The organism is Burkholderia sp. MSMB1588, from assembly GCF_001546925.1.
Classification (GTDB): domain Bacteria; phylum Pseudomonadota; class Gammaproteobacteria; order Burkholderiales; family Burkholderiaceae; genus Burkholderia; species Burkholderia humptydooensis.
Genome location: NZ_LNJS01000001.1, coordinates 2,473,805 through 2,492,508 on the forward strand (window position 1 = coordinate 2,473,805; position 18,704 = coordinate 2,492,508).

The window sequence follows — 18,704 nt, forward strand, 5'->3', positions numbered from 1 at the left end:
CTCCTTAATGCGGCGTGCGCACGCACGCTCAAACGTGCAGCAGCAGGTGCTTGCGCTCCCATGAGCTGATCACGCGGAAAAATGCTTCGTACTCCGTTTCCTTCAACGCGAGGTAGGCCATCACGAACTTCTCGCCTAGCATCTCGGCGAGCGGCGCGCACGCGCTCATCAGCGTGAGCCCCTCCTCGAGATTGCGCGGCAACTGATACGGCAGGCTGTAGCCGTCGCTCGCGATCGGCTCGGTCGGCTCGAGCGCCTGCGTGATGCCGAGGTAGCCCGCCGCGAGCGTGCCCGCGATCGCGAGATACGGGTTGCAGTCGACGCCCGGAATCCGGTTCTCGATCCGCCGCGCGGCGGGCGCCGAATGCGGAATCCGGAAGCCGACCGTGCGGTTGTCGTAGCCCCACTGCACGTTGATCGGCGCGGCCATGAAGCGCGAGAGCCGCCGATACGAGTTGATGTACGGCGCGAAGATCGGCATCAGCGCGGGCGTGTACTTCTGCAGGCCGGCAAGATAGCTGCGGAACATCGGCGTCGCATCGCCGCTCGCGCCGATGAAGAGATTGCGGCCCGTCTCGATGTCGACGACGCTCTGATGAATGTGCATCGCCGAGCCCGGCTCGTTTTCCATCGGCTTCGCCATGAACGTCGCGTACATGTTGTGGCGCAGCGCCGCTTCGCGCACCGTGCGCTTGAACAGGAACACCTGGTCGGCGAGCGACAGCGCGTCGCCGTGCAGGAAGTTGATCTCCATCTGCGCGGCGCCGACTTCGTGAATCAGCGTGTCGATGTCGAGGCCCTGCAGTTCGCAGTATTCGTAGATGTCCTCGAAGAGCGGATCGAACTCGTTGACGGCTTCGATCGAGTACGACTGCCGCCCCGTCTCCGCGCGCCCCGTGCGCCCGACGGGCGGCCGCAGCGGCAGGTCCGGGTCCTTGTTCATGTCGACGAGATAGAACTCGAGCTCCGGCGCGACGACGGGCTTCCATCCCTTTGCGCGATACAGGTCGAGCACGCGGCGCAGCACGTAGCGCGGCGAGATCTCGACGGGCGAGCCGTCGAAATGCACGCAATCGTGAATCACCTGCGCGGTCGGATCGACCGCCCACGGAATCAGGCAGATCGTCGACGCGTCGGCGACGCACACCATGTCGGGATCGGTCACGCCCGTGAGCGTGCCGTCCTCCGGGTAGTCGCCGGTGACGGTCTGCACCATCACCGCCTGCGGCAGGCGCATCGATTCGCCGGTTTCGAACTTGTTGCGCGGAATGATCTTGCCGCGCGCGATGCCCGCCATGTCGGGGATGATCGCTTCCACTTCGGTGATCCGGTGCTGCCTCAGAAAATCATCGATGTCTTGCATGTGAGCCTCTCTTCGATAAGCTTCGACGGCCGTCACGCGCGCAGCGCGCGTGCGGCCGTCCTGCGTCTTCGGGCGCGGCACGCCGCGCCGAACGCCGCAAAGATTTCTCGCGACAGCGGATTGCCGTCGAATCGCCATTCGGGATGCCATTGCACGCCGAGCGCGAACGCGCGCGCGTCGCGCACGCCGATCGCCTCGACGAGCCCGTCGGGCGCGCGCGCCTCGACGGTCAGCCCGTCGCCGAGCCGCTCGATGCCTTGTGCATGCAGCGAATTGACGTCGACGGTCCCGGCCCCCACGAGCCGATGCAGCAGGCCGCCCGGCACGAGCCGGACCGGATGCGCGGGGCCGTACTGCGCGTCGACCGACGCCAGCAGGTCCTCGCGATGATCGGCGTGGCCGCCCGACGCGTGCACCGCCTGATGCAGCGTGCCGCCGTACGCGACGTTCAGCTCCTGCATCCCGCGGCAGATCGCGAGCACGGGCACGCCGGCGTCGATCGCGGCGCGCACGAGCGGCAGCGTCGTCGCGTCGCGCGCCGCGTCGTGCAGCGTGCCGGGCGCGCTCGCCGGGCCACCGTAGCGCGCGGGCTCCACGTTCGAATAGCTGCCCGTCAGCAGCAGGCCGTCGACGAGCGCAAGCAACTCGTCCGCGCGCTGCCGCTCGCCGAGCGCGGGCAGCACGATCGCGAGCGCATGTGCGCCGTCGACGACGGCATTCAGGTACTTCTCGCCCGCGACGTGCGCGACATGCAGGCCGATCGTCTTGCGATCCGCGCAGACGCCGACGACAGGCCGCTGCCCGGCGTCGAGGTGTTCATTCATCACGATTCCTCCATTCGACACGCGCGACGAACGCATGCACGGCGCGCGACGAGGCGTCGGCGGGACTTCGCACCATGCAACGGCGCGCGGTAACGACGAACCAGCGGACGACCCGGCGAGCGACGAAAAGAGGCGCTAGGGCAACAGCGACGCGATGCCGTCGTCGTGCACCGCCATGTAGGCGCGCGCGGCGACCGCGTTGTGGCGGCGCACGGAGCGCCGGGACACGGAGGGGAAGATGGACAGGCTTCGGCTGGCGAGATGCTTGCCGCAGCCGTCGGCGGCGGCATCGACGGCGTGCGCAAGACTCGCGCGCCGACTTCGATCCCGTCCGACCAAGGGGCCTTGGACTCTCACGATCACACTCGACTGACTGTTTAAAGTATTGAACGCGGCAAGCGGCGATGCGACTTCGCATGCGCCGCCGCTCGGCCAGCCGGTCGATCGTCGCGAACGTCGCAGCAGCCCGTTCGCGAGTGGCGGCAACGTCGACGGACGCCGCCGCGATCGATGTGACGGCTAGCTGACAATCAGCTTATCGTAACTGGAAACGCCGTCAATTCGGTTTCAACATTACGAAGCCGGGGTTTTCCCTGATCTCTCGGCTCAAGCGTTGCTTAAAATATTCGACGATCGATGCCGGCACATGCGCGTATTGCGCGGCATCGGCGCGAGGCTCGATCGGAATCCGAATAATGATCGGTTGATACGCTCGCTTCCCGCAACGCACATGCGAATCGCGAACGAAACATGCGTCCGTTGCGTTCGTTTCAAATCGGTCGCGAAAGCGCGGTCCTCACGAGCGCCTCAAGCAGCGTCGCGATCCGTTGCGCCTTTGCTTCGTCATACGAATAAGGCCGCGCTTCGTCCATGTAGGTCGCCTGCACGAGTTCGAGCTGCACCGCCTGCACGCCCTGCTCCGGCGCGCCGTAGTGGCGCGTGATGTAGCCGCCCTTGAAGCGCCCGTTCGCGATCGACGTGTAGCCGCCGTGCCTGTCGACGAGCGCGGCCAGCTTGTCGGCGAGACCGGGCGCGGCGCTCGCGCCGTTCGACGTGCCGAAGTTGAAGTCCGGCAGCCGGCCGTCGAAAAAGCGCGGCACGTGCGAGCGGATCGAGTGCGCTTCCCACAGCAGCACGCGGCCGTGCGCGTCCTTCAGCCGCTGCAGCTCGCCCGCGAGCGCATCGTGATACGGTGCCCAGTAGCGCGCGCGGCGGCGCGCGATCTCGGTGACGGTCGGCTCGCTGCCGTGCGCGTACAGCGGCGTCTTGTCGAACGTATCGACAGGCACGAGGCCCGTCGTGTCCTGGCCCGGGTAGAGATTCGCATCATCGGGCGGACGGTTCAGGTCGACGACATAGCGCGCGTGCGACGGCACGAGCACCGACGCGCCGAGCCTCTTCGCGAAATCGTACAGACGCTCGAGATGCCAGTCGCAATCGTCGACGTGGCGCGCGACGGGCGTCATCGTCGCGGCAATGTCATCGGGAATGTGAGTGCCCGCGTGCGGTATCGACACGAGCAGCGGCAGCGTGCCGCGATGCAGCGTGAATACCGGCGGATGCGATGCGGTGTTCATGATCGTTCGACCTCGTTGATGATGCGGCGAGCCGCACGGCTCGCCGGCCATTCTTGCGGCGCACGCGGCGGCGGGCCGCCGCGCCGGATGCCGAACCTATCCTAACCGCGTTGCGAAGCGTCCGCGTTGCCGCCCCTTCGTAGCGCCCTGCGTTCGCGCAACGCGGCCGCGCTTTAGCTCAATAGCTGCGCAAGCGCCGCGCGGTATCCGGCATACGCCGCCTCTTCGTCACGATGCCGGCGCGCGCTCACCACCTGCTCGCCGCCGACGTACACGTCGAGCACCGGCGTGTCGCCATGCTCGGCGAACACCGCGCCCGACAGCCACGTGTCGCTGCCGTGCTCGGCGATCGACGGATGCGCGGGATCGAGCACGATCCAGTCGGCGCGCCGGCCTGCCTCGAGCGCGCCGACGGGGCGCCCGGCCGCGCGCGCGCCGCCCGCGAGCGACGCGGCGAACAGCCGGTCCGCCACGCGCGGCTGCGCCGCATCGGCAAGCACGTTGCGCTCGCGCCGCGCGAGCCGCTGCCCGTATTCGAAGAGCCGCAGCTCGGCGCGCCAGTCGACGCTCGCGTGGCTGTCCGAGCCGATGCCGATCGTGCCGCCCGCCGCGAGATAGTCGACCGCCGGAAAAATGCCGTCGCCGAGGTTCGCCTCGGTCGTCGGACACAGGCCCGCGATCGCGCCGCTGCGCGCGAGCGCGTGCGTCTCGGCGGCGTCGAGATGCGTCGCATGGACGAGACACCAGCGCGCGTTCACGTCGAAGCGGTCGATGAGCCACTGCACCGGCCGCGCGCCGTACGCGCGCACGCAATCGTCGACTTCCGCGGTCTGCTCGGCGATGTGGATGTGGACCGGCGCGTCGGCCGGCAGCGCGCCGACCAGTTCGCGCAGCCCGCTCTCCGACACCGCGCGCAGCGAATGCGGCGCGATTCCGTAGCGCAGCCCGCCGTGCTCGGGCAGTTCGCCGCGCAGCGCGCCGAGAAGCGCGAGCAGCGCGTCCGGCGTGTTGATGAAGCGGCGCTGGTCGTCGCGCGGCGCACGCTCGCCGAAGCCGCTGTACTGATACGCGACGGGCAGCATCGTGATGCCGATGCCCGCGTCGCGCGCCGCGCCGACGACGCGCGCCGCCAGTTCCGCGAGCCGCGGATAGCGCGTGCCGTCCGGCGCGTGATGCACGTAATGGAATTCGCACACCGACGTGTAGCCGCTTTTCAGCATCTCGACATAGAGCCAGCGCGCGACCGCGGCGAGCGCGTCGGGCGTGATCTTCAGCGCGAAGCGGTACATCAGGTCGCGCCAGCTCCAGAACGTGTCGGACGGATTCGCGCGATATTCGGTGAGCCCCGCCATCGCGCGCTGGAACGCGTGCGAGTGCAGGTTCGGCATGCCGGGCAAGAGCGGCCCGCTCGCGCGCGCGACGCGCGCGGGCGCCGCCGCGTTCGCGCTCACGTCGACGAGCGCGCCCGTCGCATCCCAGCGCAGCAGCACGTCGCGCTGCCAGCCGCCGGGCAGATACGCATGCTCGGCAAACAACATCGATTCGATCATCGTCATGCTCGTCTTCCGGTCAGCGCACTTCGCGCGCGAACACCGTCACGCCGCCCTTCACGACCCGCTCGCACAGCGGCCGGCCGAACCAGTACGCGAGCTCCGCGAGCGTCGATACCGCCCACACCGCGAAGTCCGCCTGCCGCCCCGGCGCGAGCGAGCCGTGCCGGTCGCCTGCGCCGAGCGCCGCCGCCGCATGGCGCGTGACGCCGAGCAGCGCCTCCTGCGCCGTCAGCTTGAAGAGCGTGCAGCCCATGTTCATCGTCAGCAGCAGCGACGTGAGCGGCGAGGTGCCCGGATTGTGGTCGGTCGCGAGCGCGATCGGCACGCCGTGGCGGCGCAGCAGATCGATCGGCGGCAGCTTCGTCTCGCGAATGAAGTAGTACGCGCCCGGCAGCAGCACGGCCGTCGTGCCCGATGCGCGCATCGCCGCGACGCCCGCCTCGTCCAGATATTCGAGATGATCGGCCGACAGCGCGCGATAACGCGCGGCGAGCGCGGCGCCGCCGCCATTTGACAATTGTTCCGCGTGCATCTTGACGGGCAGCCCGCGCCGCGCGGCCGCCTCGAACACGCGCTCGCTCTGCGCGAGCGTGAAGCCGATCCGTTCGCAGAACACGTCGACCGCGTCGACGAGCCCTTCGTCGGCGAGCGCGGGCAGCATCCGCTCGCAGACCTCGTCGACGTATTCGTCCGCGCGGCCCGCGTATTCCGGCGGCAGCGCGTGCGCGCCGAGGAACGTCGTGTAGACGCTCACCGGAAAGCGCTCGCCGAGCTGCCGCGCGACGCGCAGCATCCGGCGCTCGCTCGCGAGCTCGAGCCCGTAGCCGGACTTGATCTCGATCGCGGTCACGCCCTCGGCGAGAAGCGGCCGCAGCCGCGCGGCCGCCTGCTCGACGAGCGTCGCCTCGCTCGCGTCGCGCGTCGCGCGCACGGTCGACACGATCCCGCCGCCGCGCTGCGCGATCTCTTCGTAGCTCGCGCCCGCCAGGCGCTGCGCGAACTCGTCCGCGCGCTGGCCGCCGTAGACGAGGTGCGTATGGCAGTCGACGAGGCCGGGCGTCACCCATGCGCCGCGCAGGTCCTCGCGCGACCAGTGCACGTAGCCGGCCGGCACGTCGCTCGCGCGCCCGGTCCACGCGATCGTGCCGTCGCCGTTCACCGCGATCGCCGCGTCCGCGATCGTGTCGTTCGGGTCGCCGTGCGCGCACAGCTTCAGGTTGTGCCAGAGAATCGATTTCATCCGCTCGAGCCTTGTGCATTGTCTTGAAGAAGCGTCACGCCGACCGCGAGGAGCGCGCCGTCGCCGCGAACCGCGCACCGCAGCTCGCCGTTCGCGGGCGCTGGCGCGTCGATGCGCAGCGTGTCGAACGCACCCAGCGCGACGCTCGCGCCGCCGCCGAGGTCGACGACGGGCGCGCCGCTCGCGCAGAACAGCAGCACGGTGTCCGCGCGCAGCGCGTGCGCCGCGCCGCCGCGCCATACGTCGACGCCGCCGCGCGCGGCGTCGCGCCGGATCATCAGATTGAAGTCGCGCGTCGGGCCGTCGTGCAGCTCGGCCGCGATCGCCGCCTCGCCCGCGAACGCGGCGCGATCGAACGGCGCGCGCAGCGCGTGCCGCGCGCCGTCCGCGCCGACGAGCGTCATCCCCGCGCCCGCGAGCAGCACGAGCGTGCGGTCGACGCCGGGAAAGCGCGAGAACGGCCCCGGCTCCGCGACGTCCGCGACGCTCACGCGCCACGCGAACGCGTCGAGCGCGCCGTGGCCGGCGCCCTCGCGCGGCGGATGCGCGGCGATCTCGCGCGTCACCCCGCCGCCGTTCTTCCACGGCGACGCAACGAGCGCGTCCGCGCGGATCAGCGTCGCGCGCATCGGGGACGGCGCGGCCCGCATCAGCGTCCGAGCATCGGCAGCTTCAGGCCCGCTTCCTTCGCGGTGCGCTGCGCGAGCTCGTAGCCGGCGTCCGCGTGACGCATCACGCCCGTGGCCGGATCGTTGAACAGCACGCGGCCAAGGCGCTCGTGCGCGGCATCGGTGCCATCGGCGACGATCACGACGCCCGCATGCTGCGAGAAGCCCATGCCGACGCCGCCGCCGTGATGCAGCGACACCCACGACGCACCGCCCGCCGTGTTCAGCAGCGCGTTCAGCAGCGGCCAGTCGCTCACGGCATCCGAGCCGTCCTTCATCGCCTCCGTCTCGCGGTTCGGGCTCGCGACCGAGCCGGTGTCGAGGTGGTCGCGGCCGATCACGACCGGCGCCTTCAGCTCGCCGTTCCTCACCATCTCGTTGAACGCCTGGCCGAGGCGATAGCGATCCTTCACGCCGACCCAGCAGATCCGCGCGGGCAGCCCCTGGAACGCGATCCGCTCGCGCGCCATGTCGAGCCAGTTGTGCAGGTGCGCATCGTCGGGGATCAGTTCCTTGACCTTCGCATCGGTCTTGTAGATGTCCTCCGGATCGCCCGACAGCGCGACCCAGCGGAACGGCCCCTTGCCTTCGCAAAACAGCGGCCGGATGTACGCGGGCACGAAGCCCGGGAAGTCGAACGCGTTCTCGACGCCCATTTCCAGCGCCATCTGGCGGATGTTGTTGCCGTAGTCGAGCGTCGCCGCGCCGCGCGCCTGCAGCGTCAGCATCGCGCGCACCTGCGCCGCCATCGACTGCTTCGCCGCGCGCACGATGCTCTGCGGATCGACCTTCTGCGCCTCGCGCCACTGCTCGACGCTCCAGCCCTGCGGCAGGTAGCCGTTGATCGGATCGTGCGCGCTCGTCTGGTCGGTCACGCAGTCCGGCGTGATGCCGCGCGCGACGATCTCCGCGAACACGTCGGCCGCGTTGCCGAGGAGGCCCACCGACACCGGCTTGCCCGCGCGCTTCGCCTCGTCGATCATCGCGAGCGCTTCGTCGAGCGTCTTCGCCTTCCTGTCGACGTAGCGCGTCTTCAGGCGGAAGTCGATCCGCGATTCGTCGCACTCGACCGCGATCATCGAGAAGCCCGCCATCGTCGCCGCGAGCGGCTGCGCGCCGCCCATGCCGCCGAGCCCGCCCGTCAGGATCCAGCGGCCCGCCGGATCGCCGTTGAAGTGCTGGTTCGCGACCGCGAAGAACGTCTCGTAGGTGCCCTGCACGATCCCCTGGCTGCCGATGTAGATCCAGCTACCCGCCGTCATCTGGCCGTACATCATCAGGCCCTTGCGGTCGAGCTCGTTGAAGTGGTCCCACGTCGCCCAGTGCGGCACGAGGTTCGAGTTCGCGATCAGCACGCGCGGCGCGTTCTCGTGCGTGCGGAACACCCCGACCGGCTTGCCCGATTGCACGAGCAGCGTCTCGTCGCCGTTCAGGTCTTTCAGCGACGCGAGGATCTGGTCGAAGCAGTCCCAGTTGCGCGCCGCGCGGCCGATGCCGCCGTAGACGACGAGCGCGTGCGGATGCTCGGCGACCTCCGGATCGAGATTGTTCTGGATCATCCGGTACGCGGCCTCGGCGAGCCAGTTCTTGCAGGTCTTCTCGCTGCCGCGCGGCGCTCGGATCACGCGGGTCGGATCGAGGCGCGGATCGATGTGTTTCGGGTGGTTCATCGCAACTGCTCCCGGAAAAGGATGTGAAGGTTCGTCAAGCGTTCAGAAATGGCCGGTGAAGCGATAGCGGCTGCCCGGATGCCAGAGGTTCGCGACCGAGGCGACGACGCCCTGCGACCACGTGCGCCGATGCAGCACGAGGCACGGTTCGGCTTCGCTCATCTCCAGCTCCTCGCGCATCGCGCGATCGGGCATCGCCGCCTCGATCCGGTACTCGACGCGCTGCAGCGGCGCGACACGCGTCAGGTACTGGTTCGGCGTGATCGCCGAGAAATCCTGCTCCGCGTAATCCGCGGCGACGGCCGGATTGACCCAGCGTTCCTCGAGCTGCACGGGCTCGTCGTTCTCGTAGTGCAGCATCACCGAGCGGAAGAGCCTCGTGTGGAGCGGCACCTGCATTTCGTCGGCGAGCGCCTCGTCGGCCTTCATCGTGACGAGGTCGAGCACGCGCGCATGATGCTTGTGGCCGCGCGCGGCGACTTCGTCGGAGATGCTGCGGATCGCGACGAGCGTCGATTCGTATTTCGGCCGCGCGACGAACGTGCCCGCCCCCTGGATGCGCGTGAGCACCTGCTCGGCCGTCAGCTCGCGCAGCGCGCGGTTGACGGTCATCCGCGCGACCTTGAACTCGCGCGCGAGCTCGTTCTCGGACGGCACCTGATCGCCTTCCGCCCATTCGCCGGCGTGAATGCGCGCGAGGATGAAGTCCTTGATTTCCTGATAGGCGGGTGTGCTCATCGTCTTATTGTTCCGATTCGAACGACAGCGGGCTCAGCGTCGCGAACGCGCGCTCGCGCACGCGCCGCGCGATCACCGCGATGTCGGGCGCGAAGTAATGGTCGAGATCGTAGTGCGCGACGTCCGCGCGGATCGTCTTCATCGCGTGCCGCAGCGCCGGGCTCGTTTCGTGCGGCGCGCGCAGGTCGACGCCCTGCGCGGCGGCGAGCAGCTCGATCGCGAGAATGTTCGCGACGTTCTCCGCGATGTCCGCGAGCTTGCGCGCGGCGAACGTCGCCATCGACACGTGGTCCTCCTGGTTCGCCGACGTCGGCAGCGAATCGACCGACGCCGGATGCGCGAGCGTCTTGTTCTCCGACGCGAGCGCGGCGGCCGTCACGTGCGCGATCATGAAGCCCGAGTTCACGCCGCCGTCCTTCACGAGGAAAGGCGGCAGGCCGGAGAGCGTCGCGTCGATCAGGAGCGCGATGCGGCGCTCGGCGAGCGCGCCGATCTCGGCCACCGCGATCGCGAGATTGTCGGCCGCGAACGCGACGGGCTCCGCGTGGAAGTTGCCGCCCGACAGCACCTCGCCCGTGTCCGGGAAGATCAGCGGGTTGTCCGACACCGCGTTCGCTTCGACGAGCAGCACGCCGGCCGCGTGGCGGATCTGGTCGAGGCACGCGCCCATCACCTGCGGCTGGCAGCGCAGGCTGTACGGGTCCTGCACCTTGCCGCAGTCGCGGTGCGACACGTTGATCGCCGAGCCGTCGAGGAGCGACCGGTACGCGGCGGCCGCGTCGATCTGGCCGCGATGGCCGCGCAGCTCGTGGATGCGCGCGTCGAACGGCTTCACCGAGCCCGCCGCCGCGTCGACCGACAGCGCGCCCGACACGAGCGCCGTGCGGTACAGGTCTTCGATCGCGAACAGGTTGTCGAGCGCGAGCGCGGTCGACGCCTGCGTGCCGTTCAGGAGCGCGAGGCCCTCCTTCGCTTCGAGCGTGAGCGGCGCAAGGCCCGCGACGCGCAGCCCGTCCGTCGCGCTCGCGCGCTCGCCGCGGATGAACACGTCGCCGATGCCGAGCAGCACCGCCGACATGTGCGCGAGCGGCGAGAGATCGCCCGATGCGCCGACCGAGCCCTTGACCGGGATGAGCGGCAGCACGTCGGCGTTGAACAGCTTGACGAGCGCGTCCATCACGACGCGGCGGATGCCCGAGTGGCCGCGGCCGAGGCTCGACAGCTTGAGCGCCATCAGGAGGCGCACGACGGGGCGCGCCATCGGCTCGCCGACGCCCACCGCATGCGACAGCACCAGGTTCTTCTGCAGCAGCTCGAGCTGATCGTGCGGGATGTGCGTGCTCGCGAGGCGTCCGAAGCCCGTGTTGATGCCGTACGCCGGCTCGCCCTTCGCGGCGATGTCGGCGACGGCCTGCGCACCCCGGTCGATCGCGGCGAAGCTCGCGGGGTCGAGCGCGATCTGCACGTTCTCGCGGGCGATCCGGCGCAGTTGCGGGAGAGTCAGGCGGCCTGGGGTCAGCGTGATCATGAAGGGGTCCTGTCTATACAAGTTTTCGGAATGAGACGAGTGTAGTGATTCGATGTTGTATAGACAACTTGTTTTTCAAAAACCGGGGCTAGGAGTTTCCCCTAGGGCCGGCGCGCTCGTGAGCGCAGTCGACGCCGCGATGATCCGCGATAGCTCGCGATCGCCGGTGATCGCCGGTGATCGCCCCTTGATGGCCGCACGCATCGCAATCGCCATGCAAGGCCGTGAGGAATCCGCCGGCCACGGAATGGCGCGGGGCATGGCGGGACGACGCAACGGGGCGAACGCCGATGCCAATCTCGCGCCGCCGCGCACCGCGGCTAGAACGCCCCCTGCCCGGCGCGCCGCCACGCCAAGCAGGCCGCATAGCCTGCGGGCGCGTCGAGCCATGCGGCGTCGAACGCCGCCACGCCGCTCGCGGCCGACGTCGGATCGACGACGCCGACGACGGGCGCGCGGCCCGCGCCCGGCGGCGCGCCGCCGCCGGCGAGCACCGAAAACGCGGTCAGGCCGCCGCCGATCCCCGTGCCGAGCGCCTTCAGCAGCGCCTCCTTCGCCGCCCATACGCGGTAGCACGCCGATTCGCGTTCGTCAGCGGGCAGCGCGTCGATCGCCGCGGCGTCCGCGGGCGCGAACGCCGAGCGGCCAAGCGACCTCCAGTCGACGTCCGCCCGCCGCGCCTCGATGTCGACGCCGACACGCACGGCGCGGCTCCATGCGATCAGCGCGTGCGCGCCCGAATGCGATACGTTGAAGTCGAGCGTCGGCGCGCGCGCCGCATGCTCGGGCGCGAGCCGCGGGCGGCCCGACGCGTCGGCGACGATCCGCAACTCGGCGGGCGGCAAGCCGAGCGCCGCGCCGATCACGCCGCGCACGACGGCGCGCGTCGCGGCGCTGCGCAGCGTGTCCTCCGCGCGCATGAAGCGGCGAGCGCGCTCTCGCTCGGCGTCGCTCAGCCACGCAAGCGCGCATGTGCGGTGCGCGGCGTCGAAATCGAAATCGAGCCGCACGAGCCGCACGCCGGCGCGTTGCGCCGCCGCGGGCGGCGACAGTTCGACGGCCCGAAAGGCGGCGTCGGTCGGGAACGGCAAGGCGGCGTCGGGCGGCTGGCGCATCGGCGGCGGTGCATGTCGTGCAGGCGGTGGAAAGCGCTCGATGGTAACGGATCTTCGCGCGCGCCGGCCGCAGCCGGCCGCGGCCGTCTCTCGCGCCGCTCAGCCCGCGGCCGTCCGTCCTGCCGCTTCGTCGCGCGCCGCGAGCCCGCGCTCGGGCGGGGACGACTGCCGATAGACGTCGCCCGGCGTCCCGGGCGCGAGCGCGCCCGTCTTCAGCCAGCCGAGCGCGATCGGCCAGAGCGTCGGTTCGAAGCGGCTGTGGAAGAACGCGAAATGCCCGATCGACGCCGCGCCGATCTGCTCGGGCGCGATCCGCAGATGCGTGACCGCGCTGCGCGTGTAATAGCCGAGCAGGCGTTCGACCGCCTCGACGCTGCCGAACTCGTCGTCCGACAGGCCGATCGCGAGCATCGGCGCGGTGAGGCGCGTGAAGCGCTCGACGAGATCGCGCCGCGCATCGGACGTCTCGTCGAGCGGCGCGCGCACGTACGCGTCCTCGAAGCGCGGCCGGCTGCGGCTCCACGACAGCGCGACGCCGCGCGGCGTATCCTCCATCCAGCCGAGCCGCTTGGCCGGAACGTAGCCGAACACGCGTGCGAGAACCGGCATCGCGAGATGCCATTTGATCAGCATCCGCAGCCGGTGCGAACCCGCGTAATCGCGCCAGTACGCATATTGCGAGCCGACCGTGAGCACGCGGCGCACGAGCGGATTCGACGCCGCGAGCCCGAGCACGACGCCGCCGACGCTGTGCGCGACGACGTCGACCGGCTGGCCTGCAAACGTGCGCGCCGCATATTGCAGCACCGCGTCGCAATCGAGGCGGCCCCAGTCGAGCCAGGTCGCGTGAAAGCCGGCGAGCGAGGCGGGCCGCGATTCGCCGATGCCGCGATAGTCGTAGACGAGCACGTCGCTGCCGTGGCTGAACAGATACGCGGCGAAGCGGAAGTAATAGCGGCAGCGCACGGACGTCGCGCAATTGACGACCGTCACCGGCCTGCCCGCCGCAGGGCCGCGATGCCGCCACGCGAAACCGCGCACGGGAAAGCCGTCGGCGGCGGGCGCGATGAAGGGCTCGGGCGGAATGGCGTCGGGTTGCGGGTCCGGCATATCTATCGTCTCCTTATATCTTCGATTTGTCGGGGCGGGGCGCCGCGCGGCCGTCCGCTCTCGTCAGTCGGCCGCGGACCGGCGGATGCACGTCCGTCGATCGCCCGCCGGAATCGGGCGGCATCGCGATGCTGCGACGCCGCGCGGGCACGGCGACGCGCGCCGATGCGCCGCCGTCCGCTCAGGTTCCGCATTGCTTCGGCCCCGAATGTCGCCGCGCGGACATCGCACGGCCGAATGGCCCGAATGGCCGCCGCCTGAATGGCCGCCGCGACGCAGCAACGATACGTTACTCGATTTGCGCGAAGCCGGCAGCGAGCCACGCCCGGTCGGGAAACGGCGGCGCGCGGTGAGCGAAACGCGCGTGACCCAATATGCGCCGGCCCATACCTGCCGTCCCGAGCCGCGAGCGAACGGTGGCGATATTGCGCGGACGCTGAAACGCGCGACGCGGCGCGGTGCGCCGAACGCCGCCGGCCGGAATCGTCGCCCGATGCCGGGTTGCGGCGGCATACCGGTACGCCGGGCTTGCCCGCCCCCGCTCAGCTCAACAACCCGAGCATCGCCGCGCGCACGACGGCCGCGGTCTTGTTCGCGGTCCTGAGCTTCAGGATCGCGTTCTTCACGTGGAAGTTCACCGTATCGACGGAAATCGCGAGGATCTTCGAGATCTCGCCGGACGTCTTGCCGTCCGCCGCCCATTTGAGCACCTCGACCTCGCGCTCGGTCAGCCCGCGCTCCGGGTCCGCCATCAGCTTCGGCAACATCATGCGGCCGAGCGCGGCGTGCGCGGTGCGCACGAGCCAGCGCATCCGGTATTCCTTCGCGTCGAGCTCCGCCTCCGTCACCGGCCCGCACGAGCGGACGAGCGCGAGCATCCCCATGCCGCCGTATGCGTCGAAGCTCGATTGCGCCCAGCCGAACCGCAGTCCGAACGACTGCGCCTCGACCCACATCTGATGCGAGGACGCAAACAGCGTCTCGCTCAGGACGACCGGCTGCTGCGATCGGCGGCCGTGCGCGAGGATCGGATCGATGTCGAGAAAACCCGCCTCGACATAGCGCCGCTTCCATTGCTCGGGAAAATTGCTGCGCGTCTCGATGCGCGGCCTGGACAGCGGCCAGGGCACGCGCAGCCCGTATGCGCAGTATTCGAAATCGAGGGCCGTCGTCGCGGTTTCGATGCTCCGAAACGCCTCTTCCTCGGATCGTGCGCTGTCGAGCCCCGCCAGCAGATCCTCTGCCCAATTCCCCATCGCCGCCCTCATCGGACCTCCATGCTCGGGCAAGCCGAAGTTTCTCGCGTAGCGGTACGATGCGCCGCGCCCGACGCGGCAATGCGAGGCAAGATCAACCGGCCCGAATGATCAGCATGTATTTATGATTGATTGTGCTTATGCGGTTTGCGTTTTCGTGTAATGCGATTCGAATTACACATGCGCGGCGACCTTCGGGCAAATGAGATTTTTTCATTCCCCAAAACGGCCCCATACGCTGCTCGAATAGCCGAAGAAATCGCTCAATGCTTGCTCGGATTATTCACGCGCGACGCCAGAACATCTCAAAAAAGCCTTTGTGCAAGCATCGGCGGAGCGGGCGAAAAGCGAGTGAAAAGCGGGCGAAAGATAATGGGTGCATCGACACGCGCAGTGAGTGCGGCTTGTGTGATATCGCAATTTTTAACCAAAAGGTAAATCGGCGCATTGCGACGCGAGGCACGCGCGACGCATTCGTCAGTTGAATGACGCGCTCCGCGTGCGAGTCGGCAGATGATGAACGTCTGCCGACGGACGGCGCGACACGCCTGCCGGCGGCGCGCGATCGAACGAGAACGAGCAGGAAAACGAGCGCTGCGGCAAGCGCCGGGGATGCGCCGCGTGATCGGCTGCGCGGGCGGCAAGCAAGCCCCCGCGCGTCGCGAATCGAACGTCCGTCAGCCGAGCGCCGTCGCGGGCGCGGATGCGGCGGCGGCGAGTTGCGCCGGCAACGCGTTCACCCGCGCAAGCTGCGCCATGACTTCGGCGAGCGAAAAAGCGACGCTGCAGTTCGTCGTGTCGATCAGGATATCGGGAGCCACGGGCGGCTCGTACGCGCCCGACACGCCCGTGAACTGCATCAGCCGCCCCTGCTCGGCGCGCGCGTACATCCCCTTCGGGTCGCGCGAGCGGCACACTTCGAGCGACGTCGCCACGTAGGCCTCGAAGAAGCCTTTCCCGACGATCGAGCGCGCGAGATCGCGATGCGCCTGCAGCGGCGAGATCGTCGCGACGATCACGACATAGCCTTCGCGCTGGAACAGCTTGGCGACGTGCGCGAAGCGGCGGATGTTCTCCAGCCGGTCGGCGTCGGAAAAGCCGAGATCGGAGCAAAGGCCGGCGCGCAGCGCATCGCCGTCGAGCACAACCGCCTTCGCGCCGCCCTCGATCAGCCGGTTCAGCAGCGCGTTCGCCGTCGTCGTCTTGCCGGCCCCCGGCAGCCCCGTCATCCATACGACCGGAGCGACCGCCTCCGGCGGAAAACCGCCCATCATGTCCATGCGTTAGCCTCTTTCAAACCCTCTTTGGCGCGAGATGAGAGTTTAACCACTGAAAAAGATAAAAAATGCGCTCTTCCCGGATTATTGCAGACGATTTAATTACAAAAGATTAAATGCTCCAGCACCGGCTTCATCGGGTTGTCGCAAATGGAGTCGAGCGCGCGCCGGCGCGCGGCGTCGTGCGCGACGATAGGCGTCGGATAGGTGTCACCGAGCCGCACGCCCGCCGCGGCGAACTGCGCGGGCGGCGCGGCCCAGGGCTCGCGGAGCGCGGCCGGCGGCAAGCCGGCCAGTTCGGGCGCCCAGCGCCGCACGTAGGCGCCGTCCGGATCGAACCGCCTCCCCTGCGCGACCGGATTGAAGATCCGGAAGTACGGCGCGACGTCCGCGTCGACGAGCGTGTCCCAGAACCATGCGTCGCCCACCCGCCAGTCGATCAGCAGATGCTTGACGAGGAACGACGCGCAAACCATCCGCGCGCGATTGTGCATCCCGCCCGTCGCCCGGCGCTCGCGCATGCCGGCATCGACGAGCGGACAGCCCGTTGCGCCGCGCCGCAACGCGGCGAGCGCGGCGGGATCGTCGCGCCACGGCATCCCGTCGAGCGTGTGACGCAGGCTGCGGCGCGGCAGGTCCGGAAAACGATAGGGCTGAGCCCAGCAAAACTCCCGCCAGCCGAGCTCGCTCAGAAACGTGTCGAGATCCGCCTGCGTCGCCGCGCGGTGCGCGCGTCCTCGCCGAAACGCCACGCTTCGCGCAAACCGCCCGCCCAGTCCGGGCGCTCGGCTCGAGCCCGAGCGCGTCGAGCTCGATCACGGGGCGCCCCGACTCGGCGGCACGCGCGAGCGCGGGATGACGGTACACGCGCAGATCATCGCGAAACCCGACGGCGGCGGGCGCGGCCGGGACGGATGAAGACAACGGACGGACTCCGATGAAAGACAAACGAAACAAAGTCAACGCGGACCGACCGTATCGGGCGCGGCGCCGCGCGCTCATGCTTCGTGCACCGCCCCCCAAAATATACGGAATTACCCTCGGTTTTACGCGTCGTCCGTTCGGCAATCATGGAATACGCGGACGTTTGAATCGCCCCCCGACGCAAGCGGTATCGCAACGCCTGCCGGCCGCGCCGATGTTTGGAGGTCGCGCCCTATTCCGAATGTTTGGCTGAACGATAATTGAACACGTATAAATCAGCGCAACGGGCATGAACCCGTCGGCGCGAACGGCGATCGCTTGCGCAAGCGATCGATCGAAGCGCAACAAAATCGGTACCCGACATGGAGGGAGACAATGGCAATCCGGCAACCGGCGTCGGCCGACTGGACCGACACGAAACGCTATTGGTGGCTGCTCGGCGCGCTGACGATCACGCTGCCGCTCCTCGCCGCGCTCCTCGCGCTGTCGACAGGCTGGCATATCTTCTGGTGGTTCGGGCCGCTCTTCGCGTTCGGCGTCATTCCGGTGCTCGATCTGCTGATCGGCGTCGACAGCGAGAATCCGCCCGAATCGATCGTGCCCCGGCTCGAAAGCGACCGCTACTATCGCCATGTCGTCTATCTCGCGACCTTCGTTGTCTACGTCGCATTCGCGGGCGCGATCTGGATCGTCGGCACGAAGCCGCTCGCATCGTACGACTATCTCGGCTTCGCGCTCTCGCTCGGCGCGGCGACCGGCATCTCGATCAACACCGCGCACGAGCTCGGCCACAAGACGAGCCCGCTCGAGCGCTGGCTCGCGAAGATCACGCTCGCGCCCGTCGCGTACGGCCACTTCTTCGTCGAGCACAATCGCGGGCACCACGTGCGCGTCGCGACGCCGAACGATCCCGCGAGCGCGCGCTACGGCGAATCGTTCTGGGCGTTCCTGCCGCGCACCGTGACGGGCAGCATCGCCTCCGCCTGGCGGCTCGAGCGGGAGCGGCTCGAGCGAGGCGGCCGCCCGGTCTGGTCGTGGCGCAACGAGGTGCTGCAGGCATGGGCGATGACGGTCGCGCTATGGAGCGCCGCGATCGCGTTCGGCGGCGCGAAGGTGGTGCCGTTCCTGCTGATCCAGGCGGCCTACGGCGCGTCGCTGCTCGAGGTCGTGAACTATGTCGAGCATTACGGACTCGGCCGCAAGCAGTTGCCGACCGGACGCTACGAGCGCTGCACGCCGCAGCATTCGTGGAACAGCAACCACGTCGTGACGAACCTGTTCCTCTATCAACTGCAACGCCACGCCGATCATCACGCGAATCCGACGCGTTCGTATCAGGCGCTGCGGCACTTCGACGATTCGCCGCAGTTGCCCGCCGGCTACGCGGCGATGATCCTGCTCGCGTACGTGCCGCCGCTGTGGTTCCGGGTGATGAATCCGCGGGTCGTTGCGCACTACGGCGCGGACATGGCGCAATCGAACATCAAGCCGTCGATCCGGCAGAAGGTGCTCGCGAATCTGGCGATCGCGAACACGCCATGATTCGATGACGCGCCGGGACGCCGCCCCACGGCGGCCCGGCGCGCGGACGCCGCGACGCTTTGCGTTCGCGTTTCGTTGCTTCGCCCGCATTGCTTCGCCCCTCTCGCGCTGAACGACCGCAACCGCCTCGCCTGAATCGCGCTTTTTCCGACCGCGCAACGCCGCCGTCCCTGGCATACACGGCGCTCACGTCGCACGCACGCCCATCGCCGCCATACCTCGCGCCGCGACGTCGCGCCCGCCCGCGACCAATTGACACGCCGCCTTTCCCGCCACGCCCGGCGGCCCAATATCGGCGCGCCTGAGCGGCCCGCGCGAT

At 69.1% G+C, this 18,704-nt stretch carries 15 protein-coding genes and 1 pseudogene; 1 reads left to right on the forward strand and 15 read right to left on the reverse strand.

What is annotated here, in order from left to right; all coding sequences use genetic code 11:
* Positions 1-28 precede the first annotated feature (28 nt).
* The 15 genes and pseudogenes from WS92_RS22915 to WS92_RS33050 all read right to left on the reverse strand — a co-directional run.
* Positions 29-1,363: a glutamine synthetase family protein gene (locus WS92_RS22915; protein WP_006025907.1), complete on the reverse strand. Its 1,335-nt coding sequence runs from the start codon at positions 1,361-1,363 to the stop codon at positions 29-31.
* Between the two features lie 32 nt (positions 1,364-1,395).
* Positions 1,396-2,187, reverse strand: a complete 792-nt coding sequence (locus tag WS92_RS22920; protein WP_059933832.1) for a gamma-glutamyl-gamma-aminobutyrate hydrolase family protein — start codon at positions 2,185-2,187, stop codon at positions 1,396-1,398.
* 135 nt (positions 2,188-2,322) lie between these two features.
* The gene (locus WS92_RS22925) at positions 2,323-2,526 is read right to left on the reverse strand and encodes a hypothetical protein (RefSeq protein ID WP_041861616.1); all 204 of its coding nucleotides are present in this window, start codon (positions 2,524-2,526) and stop codon (positions 2,323-2,325) included.
* Positions 2,527-2,957: 431 nt separating this feature from the next.
* Positions 2,958-3,764, reverse strand: a complete 807-nt coding sequence (hutG, locus tag WS92_RS22930; protein ID WP_059933835.1) for an N-formylglutamate deformylase — start codon at positions 3,762-3,764, stop codon at positions 2,958-2,960.
* Positions 3,765-3,937: 173 nt separating this feature from the next.
* On the reverse strand, positions 3,938-5,320 hold the full coding sequence (locus WS92_RS22935) for a formimidoylglutamate deiminase (RefSeq protein ID WP_059933838.1): 1,383 nt from the start codon (positions 5,318-5,320) through the stop codon (positions 3,938-3,940).
* Between the two features lie 13 nt (positions 5,321-5,333).
* Positions 5,334-6,557 carry an imidazolonepropionase gene (gene hutI, locus WS92_RS22940; protein WP_059933841.1) on the reverse strand — a complete coding sequence of 408 codons (1,224 nt, stop codon included), beginning with the start codon at positions 6,555-6,557 and terminating at the stop codon, positions 5,334-5,336.
* On the reverse strand, positions 6,554-7,207 hold the full coding sequence (locus tag WS92_RS22945; RefSeq protein ID WP_059933844.1) for a HutD/Ves family protein: 654 nt from the start codon (positions 7,205-7,207) through the stop codon (positions 6,554-6,556). The genes hutI and WS92_RS22945 overlap by 4 nt, the downstream gene beginning before the upstream one ends.
* On the reverse strand, positions 7,207-8,895 hold the full coding sequence (gene hutU, locus WS92_RS22950) for a urocanate hydratase (protein WP_045554830.1): 1,689 nt from the start codon (positions 8,893-8,895) through the stop codon (positions 7,207-7,209). Before hutU ends, WS92_RS22945 begins: the two co-directional genes overlap by 1 nt.
* Before the next feature lie 42 nt (positions 8,896-8,937).
* On the reverse strand, positions 8,938-9,633 hold the full coding sequence (gene hutC, locus WS92_RS22955; RefSeq protein ID WP_006025899.1) for a histidine utilization repressor: 696 nt from the start codon (positions 9,631-9,633) through the stop codon (positions 8,938-8,940).
* A gap of 4 nt (positions 9,634-9,637) precedes the next feature.
* Positions 9,638-11,161, reverse strand: coding sequence for a histidine ammonia-lyase (gene hutH / locus WS92_RS22960; protein WP_015601965.1), 1,524 nt, complete (start codon positions 11,159-11,161; stop codon positions 9,638-9,640).
* 320 nt (positions 11,162-11,481) lie between these two features.
* Positions 11,482-12,276 (reverse strand): 4'-phosphopantetheinyl transferase family protein, encoded by a 795-nt coding sequence (locus WS92_RS22965; RefSeq protein WP_059933848.1) that lies wholly within the window; start codon positions 12,274-12,276, stop codon positions 11,482-11,484.
* Positions 12,277-12,375: 99 nt separating this feature from the next.
* The gene (locus tag WS92_RS22970; protein ID WP_015600498.1) at positions 12,376-13,386 is read right to left on the reverse strand and encodes an alpha/beta hydrolase family protein; all 1,011 of its coding nucleotides are present in this window, start codon (positions 13,384-13,386) and stop codon (positions 12,376-12,378) included.
* Between the two features lie 542 nt (positions 13,387-13,928).
* On the reverse strand, positions 13,929-14,642 hold the full coding sequence (locus WS92_RS22980) for an autoinducer binding domain-containing protein (RefSeq protein WP_059933854.1): 714 nt from the start codon (positions 14,640-14,642) through the stop codon (positions 13,929-13,931).
* A gap of 677 nt (positions 14,643-15,319) precedes the next feature.
* Entirely contained in the window at positions 15,320-15,922 is a 603-nt protein-coding gene (cysC, locus tag WS92_RS22985; protein ID WP_059933857.1) for an adenylyl-sulfate kinase, read from the reverse strand.
* 95 nt (positions 15,923-16,017) lie between these two features.
* Positions 16,018-16,735: pseudogene (locus tag WS92_RS33050) on the reverse strand (FAD-binding domain-containing protein); the annotation flags it as partial.
* 483 nt (positions 16,736-17,218) lie between these two features.
* Here WS92_RS33050 and WS92_RS22995 point away from each other — a divergent pair.
* The gene (locus tag WS92_RS22995) at positions 17,219-18,385 is read left to right on the forward strand and encodes an alkane 1-monooxygenase (RefSeq protein ID WP_059933860.1); all 1,167 of its coding nucleotides are present in this window, start codon (positions 17,219-17,221) and stop codon (positions 18,383-18,385) included.
* The last annotated feature ends 319 nt before the right edge of the window (positions 18,386-18,704 follow it).

Coding starts and splice junctions, on each gene's coding strand:
- WS92_RS22980 (WP_059933854.1), bottom strand. CDS start 14,642: ATGGGGAATTGGGCAGAGGATCTGCTGGCGGGGCTCGACAGCGCACGA.
- WS92_RS22915 (WP_006025907.1), bottom strand. CDS start 1,363: ATGCAAGACATCGATGATTTTCTGAGGCAGCACCGGATCACCGAAGTG.
- WS92_RS22945 (WP_059933844.1), bottom strand. CDS start 7,207: ATGCGGGCCGCGCCGTCCCCGATGCGCGCGACGCTGATCCGCGCGGAC.
- WS92_RS22920 (WP_059933832.1), bottom strand. CDS start 2,187: ATGAATGAACACCTCGACGCCGGGCAGCGGCCTGTCGTCGGCGTCTGC.
- WS92_RS22965 (WP_059933848.1), bottom strand. CDS start 12,276: ATGCGCCAGCCGCCCGACGCCGCCTTGCCGTTCCCGACCGACGCCGCC.
- hutI (WP_059933841.1), bottom strand. CDS start 6,557: ATGAAATCGATTCTCTGGCACAACCTGAAGCTGTGCGCGCACGGCGAC.
- WS92_RS22935 (WP_059933838.1), bottom strand. CDS start 5,320: ATGACGATGATCGAATCGATGTTGTTTGCCGAGCATGCGTATCTGCCC.
- hutG (WP_059933835.1), bottom strand. CDS start 3,764: ATGAACACCGCATCGCATCCGCCGGTATTCACGCTGCATCGCGGCACG.
- WS92_RS22995 (WP_059933860.1), top strand. CDS start 17,219: ATGGCAATCCGGCAACCGGCGTCGGCCGACTGGACCGACACGAAACGC.
- WS92_RS22970 (WP_015600498.1), bottom strand. CDS start 13,386: ATGCCGGACCCGCAACCCGACGCCATTCCGCCCGAGCCCTTCATCGCG.
- cysC (WP_059933857.1), bottom strand. CDS start 15,922: ATGGACATGATGGGCGGTTTTCCGCCGGAGGCGGTCGCTCCGGTCGTA.
- hutU (WP_045554830.1), bottom strand. CDS start 8,895: ATGAACCACCCGAAACACATCGATCCGCGCCTCGATCCGACCCGCGTG.
- hutH (WP_015601965.1), bottom strand. CDS start 11,161: ATGATCACGCTGACCCCAGGCCGCCTGACTCTCCCGCAACTGCGCCGG.
- hutC (WP_006025899.1), bottom strand. CDS start 9,633: ATGAGCACACCCGCCTATCAGGAAATCAAGGACTTCATCCTCGCGCGC.